General features: G+C 67.5%; 13 protein-coding genes. 6 read left to right on the forward strand and 7 right to left on the reverse strand.

Annotated features, from left to right (window positions below; genetic code table 11):
• Positions 1-46 precede the first annotated feature (46 nt).
• The 3 genes from ABID97_RS05780 to ABID97_RS05790 all read left to right on the forward strand — a co-directional run bounded on the left by ABID97_RS05780 (position 47) and on the right by ABID97_RS05790 (position 2,462).
• On the forward strand, positions 47-649 hold the full coding sequence (locus ABID97_RS05780) for a DUF1326 domain-containing protein (protein WP_354397583.1): 603 nt from the start codon (positions 47-49) through the stop codon (positions 647-649).
• A gap of 126 nt (positions 650-775) precedes the next feature.
• Positions 776-1,582, forward strand: a complete 807-nt coding sequence (locus ABID97_RS05785) for a DUF2182 domain-containing protein (protein ID WP_354397584.1) — start codon at positions 776-778, stop codon at positions 1,580-1,582.
• Positions 1,575-2,462: a DMT family transporter gene (locus ABID97_RS05790; RefSeq protein ID WP_354397585.1), complete on the forward strand. Its 888-nt coding sequence runs from the start codon at positions 1,575-1,577 to the stop codon at positions 2,460-2,462. Before ABID97_RS05785 ends, ABID97_RS05790 begins: the two co-directional genes overlap by 8 nt.
• 18 nt (positions 2,463-2,480) lie before the next feature.
• Here the strand turns inward: ABID97_RS05790 and ABID97_RS05795 are convergent, their stop codons facing one another.
• The 6 genes from ABID97_RS05795 to ABID97_RS05820 are packed head-to-tail and all read right to left on the reverse strand — an operon-like array spanning position 2,481 to position 8,854.
• A complete protein-coding gene (locus ABID97_RS05795; RefSeq protein ID WP_354397586.1) occupies positions 2,481-3,539 on the reverse strand; it encodes a malate/lactate/ureidoglycolate dehydrogenase in 1,059 nt (352 codons plus the stop codon).
• A 7-nt stretch (positions 3,540-3,546) separates the two neighbouring features.
• Complete coding sequence (locus ABID97_RS05800; RefSeq protein ID WP_354397587.1) at positions 3,547-5,073, reverse strand: UxaA family hydrolase; 1,527 nt, start codon at positions 5,071-5,073, stop codon at positions 3,547-3,549.
• 23 nt (positions 5,074-5,096) lie between these two features.
• Entirely contained in the window at positions 5,097-6,491 is a 1,395-nt protein-coding gene (locus ABID97_RS05805) for a TRAP transporter large permease (protein WP_354397588.1), read from the reverse strand.
• 19 nt (positions 6,492-6,510) lie between these two features.
• A complete protein-coding gene (locus tag ABID97_RS05810) occupies positions 6,511-7,068 on the reverse strand; it encodes a TRAP transporter small permease (protein WP_354397589.1) in 558 nt (185 codons plus the stop codon).
• A gap of 39 nt (positions 7,069-7,107) precedes the next feature.
• The gene (locus tag ABID97_RS05815) at positions 7,108-8,103 is read right to left on the reverse strand and encodes a sialic acid TRAP transporter substrate-binding protein SiaP (protein WP_354397590.1); all 996 of its coding nucleotides are present in this window, start codon (positions 8,101-8,103) and stop codon (positions 7,108-7,110) included.
• Positions 8,104-8,146: 43 nt separating this feature from the next.
• Complete coding sequence (locus tag ABID97_RS05820) at positions 8,147-8,854, reverse strand: FadR/GntR family transcriptional regulator (RefSeq protein WP_354397591.1); 708 nt, start codon at positions 8,852-8,854, stop codon at positions 8,147-8,149.
• 129 nt (positions 8,855-8,983) lie between these two features.
• Between ABID97_RS05820 and ABID97_RS05825 the strand changes: the two genes are divergently transcribed.
• From ABID97_RS05825 to ABID97_RS05835, 3 genes are read left to right on the forward strand one after another with little or no spacing between them, the layout of a single operon-like run.
• Positions 8,984-9,718, forward strand: a complete 735-nt coding sequence (locus ABID97_RS05825) for an SDR family oxidoreductase (protein WP_354397592.1) — start codon at positions 8,984-8,986, stop codon at positions 9,716-9,718.
• Positions 9,715-10,461, forward strand: a complete 747-nt coding sequence (locus tag ABID97_RS05830; RefSeq protein ID WP_354397593.1) for an SDR family NAD(P)-dependent oxidoreductase — start codon at positions 9,715-9,717, stop codon at positions 10,459-10,461. The genes ABID97_RS05825 and ABID97_RS05830 overlap by 4 nt, the downstream gene beginning before the upstream one ends.
• A 27-nt stretch (positions 10,462-10,488) precedes the next feature.
• A complete protein-coding gene (locus tag ABID97_RS05835) occupies positions 10,489-11,337 on the forward strand; it encodes a fumarylacetoacetate hydrolase family protein (protein WP_354397594.1) in 849 nt (282 codons plus the stop codon).
• Between the two features lie 73 nt (positions 11,338-11,410).
• Here ABID97_RS05835 and ABID97_RS05840 read toward each other — a convergent pair whose 3' ends face one another.
• Positions 11,411-12,295, reverse strand: coding sequence for a LysR family transcriptional regulator (locus tag ABID97_RS05840; protein WP_354397595.1), 885 nt, complete (start codon positions 12,293-12,295; stop codon positions 11,411-11,413).
• Positions 12,296-12,339 lie beyond the last annotated feature (44 nt).

Here is a 12,339-nt window from a genome sequence, read left to right on the forward strand (position 1 = left end):
CGCGGCGACAAGTCCGTGTTCGTGTGGCTTCAGAACGGAGGTTCGTATGAGCTATCACCTGGAAGGTCGCCTGCTGGAGGTCTGCAACTGCAACGTCCTGTGTCCCTGCTGGATCGGCGAGGACCCCGACAACGGCACCTGCGACACCATCGTCGCGTGGCGCATCGACAAGGGAACCATCGACGGCATCGACGTCGGCGGCAACACCATCGCGGCCGTGGCGCACGTGCCCGGAAACATCCTCCAGGGCAACTGGACGGCGGCGATCTTCGTCGACGACAACGCCTCCAAGGCGCAGGAAGAAGCGCTGCTCAGGGTCTACACCGGCCAGGCCGGCGGACCGATCGCCGACCTGGCCAAGCTCATCGGCGAGGTCGTGTCGGTCGAGCGCGCGCCCATCCGCTTCACCGTGAACGAAGGCAAGGGCGAGCTGGAGATCGGCACCAACTACTACGCCGAGCTCGAGCCCTACCGCGGCGCCACCGGCGGCCAGACCACGCTGTCGGACACCGTGTTCTCCACCGTACCCGGCGCCCCGGTATTCGTCGGCAAGGCGCCCACCTACCGGTCGAAGAATCCCGCCCTGGGCATCGACCTCGACATCAAGAACCACAACGCGCTGCAGAGCACCTTCGTGTTCGACTCATGAGCGCCGCGCTGGGCCGCCCCAAGCAAGCTCGCACCGCAGTGCGAAGCACGGAGGTTGTCCAATGAGCGCCGCGCTGGGCCGCCCCAAGCAAGCTCGCACCGCAGTGCGAAGCACGGAGGTTGTCCAATGAGCGCCGCGCTGGGCGGTGCCTCCAGGCACCGCCGCGTGTTCGTGCCGGTTCTTGCGGCCCTCGCCACGCTTGCGTGGCTGGTGCTGTGGGCCTGGACGCGCAGCCCCTACGGACGCTATCTGGAGCACGGCGACTGGACCGTCTCGGGTCCGGCCGCGTTCCTGTGCCAGGCCGTGCCTGCCGGCGGCGTGATCGTGCCCGCGGTGCTCTATGCGGTGGCGTGGATCCTCATGACAATGGCCATGATGCTGCCGACCACGCTGCCGCTCTTCAATGCCTTCGACCGCCTGACCACGGGTCGCGCCGACCACGCGCGCCTGCTCGCGATGCTGGGGCTCGGCTACATGGTGGTCTGGGGTGCCTTCGGGCTGCTGGCGCATGGTGTGCACAGCGCGGTGCTGGCACTGCTCGCGAGCGCGCCCACGCTGGCCTGGCATGGCTGGGTGATCGGCGCCGCCACCATCGCGCTGGCCGGCGCCTTCCAGTTCAGCCGCCTCAAGCACCGGTGCCTCGAAAAGTGCCGCACGCCATTGAGCTTCGTCATCGAGCACTGGCGTGGCGGCCAGGCGCAGTCCCGCCATGCCTTGGCGCTGGGCATGCACCACGGCCTGTTCTGCGTGGGCTGCTGCTGGGCGCTGATGCTGCTGATGTTCGCGCTGGGGACCGTCAGCCTGGGCTGGATGCTGCTGCTGGCCGCTGTCATGGCCTTGGAAAAGAACGTCCCCTGGGGCCATCGGCTGAGCGCGCCGCTCGGGTATGCGCTGCTGGGCTGGGCCGCATTCATGGTGGTGTCCCATGTCTGAAGCGGTGTCCGGGGCACGCGCTGCCCCATCCCTTCTGCAGACCGCAGGTCTCACCGCGGCCGCCATGGTCGCTTTCGCGGCCAACTCGCTGCTGTGCAGGCTGGCGCTGCAGCACCAGGGCATCGATCCGGCGAGCTTCGGCAGCATCCGGCTGGTCTCGGGCGCGCTCACGCTGGCCCTCGTGGTGCGGTTCAGGGCGCACCCGTCGCCGGCCGCGCGCGCCGACTGGCTCGCTGCGGCGATGCTGTTCGCCTACGTCGCATTCTTTTCTTTCGCTTACCTCAGCCTGCCGGCAGGCACGGGCGCGCTGATCCTGTTCGGCGCGGTCCAGCTCACGATGCTCGGCGCGGGCCTGGGCGGCGGCGAGCGCTTCGGTCCGCTCGCTTGGCTGGGCTTCATCCTGGCGGCCGGCGGGCTGGTCTACCTGGTGTTGCCCGGTGTTGCGGCGCCGCCGCTGCTGGGGGCCGTGCTGATGGCCATCGCCGGCGTGGCGTGGGGCGTGTATTCGCTGCGGGGCCGCGGCGTGGCCGACCCGCTGGCGGCCACCTCCCGCAACTTTCTTCGGGCCGTGCCGCTCGCGCTCGCGCTGAGCCTCGCCTTTGCCGCGCGGGCCCATGCGGACGCGGCCGGCATCGCGCTCGCCGTGGCATCCGGTGCCTTGACCTCGGGCCTCGGCTACGTCATCTGGTATGCCGCGCTCGCCCGCCTGTCGGCCATGCAGGCGGCCACGGTGCAGCTGTCGGTGCCGCTCCTGGCGGCCATCGGCGGCGTGCTGCTGCTGTCGGAAGCGATCACGCCGCGGCTCGCGGCCGCGTCGGTGGCCATCCTTGGCGGCATCGCGATCGTGCTGAGCCAGAAGTCGCGCAACGCACGCCGCTAGGCGCGCGCCGGCCGGCTGCTACGCCACCGCCACGCCCACCTTCGAGCCGGCCGCGACGATCTCTCCCCAGGTCGCATCGTCCAGCCAGATGCCGTCGCGCTCGCGCGCCACGCGCGCGGCACGCTCCGGCTCGCCGGCGATCTGCAACTGGTCGAAGCCTTCGCCCGGCGGGCTTTGGCGCAGCCACTCGACGAACGCGGTTGCTTCCGCTGCGAAACTGGCCTGTGTTCCCAGCTTGGCCGGGTCGATCAGGATCGTCAGCATGCCGTTGAGTACCGTCCGCGCGGTGTCGGCCGGCCGGTGCCAGGTGCCACCGCCCGTGAGCGCGCCGCCCAGCAGCTCGCATGCCATCGCCATGCCGTAGCCCTTGTGCTCGCCGAAGGTCATGAGCGCGCCGAAGAGGCCGTTGGCCTGCGGCACCACCACCACGCCGGGGTCGTTGGTGGGCGCGCCGCGCTCGTCGATCAGGTAGCCGTCGGGCACCTTCTCGCCCTTGTTGTGGGCAACGCGCATCTTGCCCTGCGCCACGCGGCTGGTCGCAAAGTCGAGCAGGAAAGGCTCGGCCCCCGCCAGCGGAATCCCGATGCAGCACGGGTTGGTGCCGAAGCGCCCGTCGCCGCCGCCCCACGGTGCCACCACGGGCCGGGAGAGCACGTTGACGAAGTGCATCGAGACCAGCCCTTCGGCCGTCGCCATCTCGGCGAAATGCCCGATGCGGCCCAGGTGGTGCGCATTGGCGAGCGTGAAGATGCAGCTGCCATGCTGTGCGGCGCGCGCGATGCCGAGCTCCATCGCCTGCACGCCGACGATCTGCCCATAGCCATGCTGGCCATCGAGCGCGAGCAACGTGCCGATGTCGGCATTGACCTTGACCGATGCGTTGGGCACCAGGCCCCCTTCGGCGACCGCATCGACATAGCGCGGCAGCATGCCCACGCCGTGCGAGTCATGCCCGCTCAGGTTGGCCAGCACGAGGTTGCCGGCCACCTGCGCGGCTTCGGCCGGCGTGCTGCCGGCGGCTTCGAGGATGCGGGCGCATTGCGTCCGGAGGGCGGAGGCTGGAAGAGTCTGGGGCATAGGTTCCTTACATCACCGCGCCGACTTGCCACGGCACGAATTCATTCTGGCCGTAGCCATGTTTTTCGCTCTTGGACGGTTCTCCCGAGGCGGTGGCGAGCACCAGTTCGAAGATGCGCTGGCCCATCTCCTGGATCGAACTCGTGCCGTCCACGATCTCGCCGCAGTTGATGTCCATGTCTTCTTCCTGCCGCTGCCACAGCGCCGAGTTGGTCGCGAGCTTGAGCGAGGGCGAGGGCGCGCAGCCGTAGGCCGAGCCGCGCCCGGTCGTGAAGCAGATGACGTTCGCGCCGCCGGCCACCTGTCCGGTCGCGCTCACCGGGTCGTAGCCCGGCGTGTCCATGTAGACGAAGCCGTGCGCGGTGACGGGTTCGGCGTATTCGTACACCGCCTCGAGGTTGCTGGTGCCGCCCTTGGCCACCGCGCCGAGCGATTTTTCGAGGATCGTCGTGAGCCCGCCCGCCTTGTTGCCCGGCGAGGGGTTGTTGTTCATCTCGCCCTCGTTGATCTCGGTGTAGTGCTCCCACCACTTGATGCGGTCCACCAGCTTCTGGCCGACTTCGCGCTTCACGGCCCGCCGCGTCAGCAGGTGCTCGGCGCCGTAGACCTCGGGCGTTTCGCTCAGGATGGCGGTGCCGCCGTGCGCCACCAGCAGGTCGACCGCGGCACCCAGCGCCGGGTTCGCGCTGATGCCCGAATAGCCATCGGAGCCGCCGCACTGCAGGCCGATGGTGATGTGCGCCGCGCTGCACGGCTCGCGCTTCGCTGCGTTGGCGCGCGGCAGCATCTCGTTGATGAGCGCAATGCCTTTTTCGACCGTCTTGCGCGTGCCGCCGGTGTCCTGGATGTTGAAGGTGCGGAAGTTCTCGCCCTCGGCCAGGTGCCCGGTCGCGAGCCAGGCATTGATCTGGTTCGCCTCGCAGCCCAGGCCCACCACCAGCACGCCCGCGAAGTTCGGGTGCGTGGCATAGCCCGTGAGCGTGCGCTCCAGGATCTGCATGCCCATGCCCTGCGTGTCCATGCCGCAGCCGGTGCCATGCGTGAGCGCCACGATGCCGTCGACGTTCGGGTAGTCGGCCAGCGCCGCCGGATTGGTCTTGCGCGAGAAGTGGTCGGCAATGGCGCGCGCCGCGGTGGCCGAGCAGTTCACGCTCGTGAGCACGCCGATGTAGTTGCGCGTGGCCACGCGGCCGTCGGCGCGCTTGATGCCCATGAAGGTGGCCTCGCGCCGGGCCGGTGCCGGCTTCACGTCGGCGCCGAAGGCGTAGTCGCGCTCGAAGTCGCCCTTGTCGGGGCCCATGTCGAGGTTGTGCGTGTGCACGTGCTCGCCGGGCGCGATCGGCTTGCTCGCGAAGCCGATGATCTGGTTGTAGCGGCGCACCGGCTCGCCGGCGGCAATGGCGCGCACCGCCACCTTGTGGCCGGCGGGGATCAGGCCGCGCACGGCAAAGTCTTCGACCTTGGCGCCGCCGACCAGCTGGCTGCGCGCGATCACGACATCGTCGGCCGGATGCAGGCGAATGAAGGGATTCATCGTGGAACTCGTTTCGGGTTGGACTAGAAGAACATTTTCGGCAGCCACAGTACCAATGAAGGCACATAGGTGATCACGACCAGTGCCAGCAGCAGCGGAATGAGCCACGGCAGGATGGCCATCGTCGTGCGCTCGAAGCTCAGGCCCGCCACGCGCGCAAGCACGAAGAGCACCATGCCCATCGGCGGATGCAGCAGGCCGATCATCAGGTTCAGCACCATCACCAGGCCGAAGTGGATCGGGTCCACGCCCAGCTGGGTGGCGATCGGCAGCAGGATCGGCACCAGGATGGTGATGGCCGCCGTCGGCTCCAGGAAGCAGCCCACGAACAGCATCAGCAGGTTGGCCAGCAGCAGGAACACCCAGGCTTCCTTGGTGAAGCCGAGCACCCAGCTCGCGATGTCGGTGGTCACGCCGGTGGCCGTGAGCATCCAGCCGAAGATGGACGCCGCGGCCACGATGAACAGCACGGTGGACGTGGTCTCGATGGTGTCCAGGCAGACCTTGACGAACATCTTCCAGGACAGCGTCTTGTACCAGGCAAAGCCGAGGATCATGGCCCACACGCAGGCCGCGATCGCGCCTTCGGTGGGCGTGAACAGGCCCGTGCTCATGCCGCCGATCAGCAGCACCGGCGTCATGATCGGCAGCAGCGCCTCGAACTTGAAGATCCGGTCGAGCACGAACAGCGATGCCAGGCCCGCGAATACCGTGAGCTGCGGCGGGGTGCCCAGCTTGGACACCAGGAGCCAGATCAGGAGCGGCCAGCCGATCACCACGGCCAGCTCGCACATCGCCTTGAAGAAGCGCGTGCTGGAGAACTTGACGTCGCCGCCCCAGCCGTTGCGATGCGCGAAGTAGGCCACCGTCAGCATCATCAGGATGGCCAGCAGCGCGCCGGGCAGGATGCCCGCGAGGAACAGTGCCCCCACCGACACGTTGGCCATCATCCCGTAGATCACGAACGGCAGGCTCGGGGGGATGATCGGGCCCAGCGTGGCCGAGGCGGCCGTCACGCCGACCGCGAATTCGGTCGAGTAGCCGTGCTCCTTCATGGCCTTGATCTCGATCGTGCCGAGGCCCGCGGCGTCGGCAATGGCCGTGCCGCTCATGCCCGCGAAGATCACCGAGCCGAGCACGTTCACATGGCCGAGCCCGCCCTTGAGCCAGCCGACCAGCGCGAGCGCGAAGTTGTAGATGCGGGTGGTGATGCCCGCGTTGTTCATCAGGTTGCCGGCCAGGATGAAGAAGGGCACCGCCAGCAGCGGAAAGCTGTCGATCCCGCTCACCATGCGGTGGATGACGACGAAGGGCGGCAGGCTGCCGCTCACGAGGATGTAGGCCAGCGAGGCGCCGGCCATGGCCACGGCCACGGGGATGCCGCCGGCCATGAAGACCAGGAAGAATATTTTGAGCATGCGGTTGTTCTCGTCGGGCTCAGCGATCGGCGAGGGTGGATTCGGGGCGTTCGAGCACGCTGTAGCCGCGCTTCCAGTGGATGCGCGCGACCTGGATCGAGCGCCAGGTCATCGCGATGAAGCCGAACAGGCACAGGCCGTAGACGATGTTCATCGGCGCATCGACGATGGTCATGCGCGTGTTGTTGCCAATCTTCAGCATCATCTGCACCGTCATGACCACGGCCGCGACGAAGAACGCGGTGCGCAGCACGTCGACCGCGCGCGACAGCCAGCGGCCCATGGCCGGCGGCATGTGGCGGTAGAAGAAATCGACCTGGATCTGGTTGTTCTTCGCCACGCCGATGGCCGCGCCGATGAAGACCACGGCTATCAGCATGTAGCGCGCCACCTCCTCGGTCCAGGCGGCCGAGTCGTTCATCACGTAGCGCGTGACGAACTGGTAGAACACCGTGAGCCCGAGCATCCAGAAGATCGCGAGCGCGATCCATCCCTCGGCGATGGTGGGCGACAGGTCGACGGCCTCGTCTTCCGCGTGAAAGTGGCCCTCGTCGTCGATGATCTTCTGTTCGTTCATGCGCTGGGTGTCTCCGGTCCTGGTGCAGGTCGCCTGGGCTTACTTGATGGCAATGATCCGGTCGTAGTCCTGCTGGCGGTAGCCGTGGTCCGTGGGCTTGGTGTTCTTCAGCACGGCCTCGCGGAACGCGGCCTTGTCGACCGTGATCACGTTGTTGCCCCGCTTCTTGAACTCTTCCGTCAGGCGGGCTTCCGACGCGATGATGTCGCGGCCGGTCTTCTCGGCGGCTTCCTGCATCACCTCGGTGAAGATCTTCTTCTCGTCGGCCGAGAGCTTGCCCCACAGCTGGCCCGAGACCACGGTCAAGAGCGAATCGATGATGTGGCCGGTGAGCGAGATGTTCTTCTGCACCTCGAAGAACTTCTTGGCCTCGATGGTGGGCAGCGGGTTTTCCTGCGCATCGACCGTGTTGTTCTGCAGCGCAAGGTAGACCTCGGCGAACGCGATGGGCGTGGCGTTGGCGCCCAGCGCCTTGGGGAAGGCCAGGTACGCCGGTGCGTCGGGCACGCGGATCTTCAGGCCCTTCATGTCCTCGGGCTTGGCCACGGGCTTGGCGGCGCTCGAGGTGACGTGCCGTGCGCCGTAATAGTTGAGCGCCGTGATGTGGTTGCCGCTCTTGTCGTCGTAGCCCTTGGCAAGCTCCTGGAACACATCGCTCTTGGCGTACTTCAGCAGGTGCTCCGAGTCGCGGAAGATGAACGGAAAGTAGGTCACGGCCAGCGGCTTGTAGGTGTTGCCGGCAAAGCTGGCGCCGGTCAGCACGATGTCGACCGTGCCGAGCGTCAGGCCCTGGTTGATGTCCGACTCCTTGCCCAGGCTCGATGCCGGAAACACCTGGATGTCGTACTTGCCGTTGGTGCGCTTCTTGATTTCTTCCGCGGCCCACACCGAGTACTTGTGGAACGGCTCCGAGGTTTCGTACACATGCGCCCACTTGAGCTTGGTCTGTGCGCCGGCGATGCCGGTCGCGCCCAGCGCGGTTGCGGCCAGGGCGCAAGCGGCAATGGCCTTGAGGGTGTTGCGTTTGCTGATCATTTGTCGGTCTCCTTTTATGGTCTGAAGAAAAATCGCTGGCCGTTCAAGAGGCTTTCGCGCGGCGCCAGCTCGCGCTGAATCGTTGGTGCGAGTTGTCCATGTGGGCATGCATCGCGGCACGCGCGGCCTCGGCGTCGCGGGCCGCCACGGCGTCGCGGATGGCCTCGTGCTCGGCAATGGCCGAACGCCAGGAGGCCACGGTTTCGAAGTAGCCGCCCAGCCGCGTGAAGATCGGCCCGTTGCGCGAATCCCAGAAGCTCTGCACCGTCTCCACCAGCACCGTGTTGCCGCTGGCATTGACGATGGCCACGTGAAATTCGCGGTCGCCCTCGAGCGGCAGGATCTCGCGGTCGGCCAGTGCACTCATCGTCTTGATCGCGCGCGTCATCGCATCGACGTCCTTGCGCTTGCCGACGGTGGCCGCAATGGCGGCGGTCTCGCCCTCGATCACGCGGCGCGCGCGGATGAGCTCCAGCGGGCCCCATTCGGTCGGCGCCACCGGCTTGGCCGCGCGACGCGAGCGGTCGAGCACGTACACGCCCGAGCCGGTGCGGACTTCGACCCAGCCTTCGACCTCGAGCGCGATCAGCGCCTCGCGCACCGAAGGCCGGCTCACGCCGAGCTGCTTGGCCAGGTCGCGCTCGGCCGGCAGCCGTGCGCCGACCGCGAACTCGCCCTTGCCGATCAGCCCCCGGAGCTGGTCGGCAATCTGGCGATAGAGGCGCTGGGGTTCGACGGTCTGGAGCGGCACGGGTTCGGGAAGTTAAGGGTTGTCCAGAATTGGACAAGTGGTAAGGCCAATTCAGAATACGATCCACGCCGCGCCGTCGCCATCGGGCCAAACCCTGAACGGCGGCTTCCATCTTTCTAGGAGACATGCATGAGACTCAAGGGCAAGACCGCGCTCGTCACGGCGGCCGGACAGGGCATCGGCCACGCGAGCGTGCTCGCCATGGCGGCCGAGGGCGCCCAGGTGTGGGCCACCGACGTCAACGAGAAGCTGCTCGAGCGCTACGCGGGCGTTGCCAACGTGCGCACGGCCCGGCTCGACGTGCTGGACAAGGACGCGATCGGCGCCTTCTTCAAGAGCCTTCCCGCGCTCGACGTGCTGTTCAACTGCGCCGGCGTGGTGCACAACGGCACCGCGCTCGACGCCACCGACAAGGACCTGGAGTTCGCCTTCAACCTCAACGTGCGGGCGCAGTTCTGGACCATCCAGGCCGTGCTGCCCGGCATGCTGGCGGCCGGGCGCGGCAGCATCATCAACATGGCGAGCGTCTGCTCGAGCATGAAGGGCCTGCCCAACCGCTTCGTCTACGGCACCACCAAGGCGGCGGTGCTCGGCCTCACCAAGAGCGTGGCGGCCGACTACGTGACGCGCGGCATCCGCTGCAACGCCGTCTGCCCCGGCACGGTCGATACGCCGTCGCTGGGCGACCGCATCAACGCCAACGAAGATCCCGAGGCGGCCCGCAAGGCCTTCATCGCGCGCCAGCCGATGGGGCGGCTCGCGCAGGCCGAGGAGATCGCGCCCGTGGTGGTGTTCCTTGCGAGCGACGAATCGGTGTTCGCGACCGGCCAGGCCTTCACGGTCGACGGCGGCCTGACCATATGAACCAGCTCGACTTCGCCGGCCGCCACGCAGTGGTGACCGGCGGCGCGGCGGGGCTGGGTTTCGGCATTGCAGAGCGGCTGATCGCATCGGGCGGCAGCGTCACGCTCTGGGACCGCGACGAGGCCGCCGCGGCGGCGGCCTGCTCGGCGCTGGGTGCCAAGGCCTTTGCCGTCAAGGTGGACGTGGCGCAGCAGCCTTCGGTGGCTGCGGCCGTGGCCGCCACGCTGGCGCATGCGCCACGCATCGATGCGCTGGTCAACAGCGCCGGCATCACCGGCCCCAACGTCAAGCTGTGGGACTACCCCGCGGATGACTGGCGCCAGGTGATGGACGTCAACATCAACGGCGTCTTTCTCTGTTGCCGCGAAGTGGTGGCGCAGATGCGCACCCAGGGCTACGGCCGCATCGTCAATATCGCCTCCGTGGCCGGCAAGGAGGGCAACCCGAACGCCAGCGCCTACAGTGCGAGCAAGGCGGCGGTCATCGCGCTCACCAAGTCGCTGGGCAAGGAGCTGGCTGACACCGGCGTTCGCGTCAACTGCGTGACGCCCGCCGCGGTGAAGACCGCCATCTTCGACCAGATGACACCGGAGCACATCGCGTTCATGCTCTCGAAGATTCCCATGGGCCGCTTCGGCACGGTGGAAGAGATTGCGGCCATGGTTTGCTGGCTCTGCACCGAAGATTGCTCGTTTTCCACTGGCGCCGTGTTCGACCTCTCCGGCGGCCGCTCCACTTACTGATAGCTCAGTCTCACAAGAAAGGACAACATGAAACTCGTTCGCTATGGCAACCCCGGCAAGGAAAAGCCCGGCCTCATCGACGGCGAAGGCCGTCTGCGCGACCTCAGCGCGCTGGTCAAGGACATCGGACCCGAGCAGCTCGGCGATGCCGCGCTGGCCAAGCTGCAGAAGCAGAAGGTCGACAAGCTGCCGCTGGTCAGGGGCAAGCCGCGCTTCGGCAGCCCCGTGGCCAACGTCGGCAAGTTCATTGCCATTGGCCTGAACTACGCCGATCATGCGGCCGAATCGGGCCTCCCGATCCCCGCCGAGCCAGTGGTCTTCATGAAGGCCACCAGCTGCATCCAGGGCCCGAACGATCCGGTCATGCTGCCCAAGAACTCGGTCAAGAGCGACTGGGAAGTCGAACTCGGCGTGGTCATCGGCACGCGCGCGCGCTACGTCTCGCAAAAAGACGCGCTCAATTTCGTGGCCGGCTACTGCACCATCAACGACGTGAGCGAGCGCGAGTACCAGATCGAGCGCGGCGGCACCTGGGACAAGGGCAAGGGTTGCGACACCTTCGGCCCCATCGGCCCGTGGCTCGTGACGCGCGACGAAGTGCCCAACCCGCAGAAGCTGTCGATGTGGCTCGACCTCAACGGCAAGCGCATGCAGACCGGCAGCACCAAGACCATGATCTTCAGCATCGCCAAGATCGTGAGCTACCTGAGCCAATTCATGACGCTCATGCCCGGCGACGTCATCACCACCGGCACGCCGCCCGGCGTGGGCCTTGGCATGAAGCCGCCGCTCTACCTGAAGAAGGGCGACGTGATGACGCTGGGCATCGAGGGCCTGGGCGAGCAGCGCCAGGAAGTGGTGCCTTTCAAGCTTTAAGCCACGCAGGGCGACGAACGGCGCGTCGGGCGGAAGCCCGGCGCGCTTTTTTTTGCCTGCGCGCGGTGGCCGCTCATCGCAGCATCCGGACCAGCGCGTCATACACCAGCCGCACGCGCGCGGGCACCGGCGCGCGCTGCGGGCGATAGACGTTGATCGGCCATGGCTCCGGCGCGTCGGCTTCCAGCACCGGCACCAGCGCGCCCGTTTGCAGCCAGGGCTCGGCCAGCGGCCCGATGAGCTGGCCAAAGCCCACGCCGGCCAGCACGGCGGCGCATTCGGCATCGATGTCATCGGTCACGAAAGCGGGCGACGCCACGGTGACGACTCGCCGCTTGCTGAACGCCCACGGCCAGGGACGGCCCGAGCTCAGGTCGATCAGCGCGGTGAGCGGCAATGCCGAAAGCCCATCGAGGCTCTTGGGCGTGCCCACCCGTGCGATGAGCGCCGGCGCCGCCACCACGTGGAGCGGCATCTTTCCGACGGTGCGTGCAACAAAGCGCGCATCGCGCATCGGGCCGACGCGCACGCCGATGTCGATCTGCTCGTCCACCACGTCGGCGTGCTGCTCGGACAGTCGCAGGTCGAGCACCAGACCGGGGTGCGCTGCCAAGAGCGGCGCGAGCGCTTGGGGAATGAGCCGCGCATACATGTGCGGCGCCGTCACCCGCACCGTGCCCGCGTGCTGCGACAGCGTGCGCCGTTCGATTTCGTGGAACAGGGCGTCGACGCCGCCGACCGCCACGCGCGCGCGCTCCGCAAGCTGCCGGCCGAAGTCGGTGAGCTGCACGCCGCGCGTGCTGCGGTGGAACAGCGGCTCGCCCAGTTCTTCTTCCAGCTCGCGCACCGCACGCGTCACCACCTGGGGCGACACCGACAGGCGCACGGCAGCCTCGCGAAAGTTGGCGGCTGCTGCGGCGGTGCAGAACACGCGCAGGGCTTCGAGGCGGTTGGCCATGGGTTGCTTTCAACAGGAAAGGTATTCCATTTTCCGGAATTCTG

Origin of the sequence: Variovorax sp. OAS795 (assembly GCF_040546685.1) — a bacterium.
Classification (GTDB): Bacteria; Pseudomonadota; Gammaproteobacteria; order Burkholderiales; family Burkholderiaceae_C; genus Variovorax.

What these genes read in the sequence shown, in the direction of transcription:
- ABID97_RS05780 (WP_354397583.1), top strand. Translation starts at nt 47, where the DNA reads ATGAGCTATCACCTGGAAGGTCGCCTGCTGGAGGTCTGCAACTGCAAC.
- ABID97_RS05785 (WP_354397584.1), top strand. Translation starts at nt 776, where the DNA reads ATGAGCGCCGCGCTGGGCGGTGCCTCCAGGCACCGCCGCGTGTTCGTG.
- ABID97_RS05790 (WP_354397585.1), top strand. Translation starts at nt 1,575, where the DNA reads ATGTCTGAAGCGGTGTCCGGGGCACGCGCTGCCCCATCCCTTCTGCAG.
- ABID97_RS05795 (WP_354397586.1), bottom strand. Translation starts at nt 3,539, where the DNA reads ATGCCCCAGACTCTTCCAGCCTCCGCCCTCCGGACGCAATGCGCCCGC.
- ABID97_RS05800 (WP_354397587.1), bottom strand. Translation starts at nt 5,073, where the DNA reads ATGAATCCCTTCATTCGCCTGCATCCGGCCGACGATGTCGTGATCGCG.
- ABID97_RS05805 (WP_354397588.1), bottom strand. Translation starts at nt 6,491, where the DNA reads ATGCTCAAAATATTCTTCCTGGTCTTCATGGCCGGCGGCATCCCCGTG.
- ABID97_RS05810 (WP_354397589.1), bottom strand. Translation starts at nt 7,068, where the DNA reads ATGAACGAACAGAAGATCATCGACGACGAGGGCCACTTTCACGCGGAA.
- ABID97_RS05815 (WP_354397590.1), bottom strand. Translation starts at nt 8,103, where the DNA reads ATGATCAGCAAACGCAACACCCTCAAGGCCATTGCCGCTTGCGCCCTG.
- ABID97_RS05825 (WP_354397592.1), top strand. Translation starts at nt 8,984, where the DNA reads ATGAGACTCAAGGGCAAGACCGCGCTCGTCACGGCGGCCGGACAGGGC.
- ABID97_RS05830 (WP_354397593.1), top strand. Translation starts at nt 9,715, where the DNA reads ATGAACCAGCTCGACTTCGCCGGCCGCCACGCAGTGGTGACCGGCGGC.
- ABID97_RS05835 (WP_354397594.1), top strand. Translation starts at nt 10,489, where the DNA reads ATGAAACTCGTTCGCTATGGCAACCCCGGCAAGGAAAAGCCCGGCCTC.
- ABID97_RS05840 (WP_354397595.1), bottom strand. Translation starts at nt 12,295, where the DNA reads ATGGCCAACCGCCTCGAAGCCCTGCGCGTGTTCTGCACCGCCGCAGCA.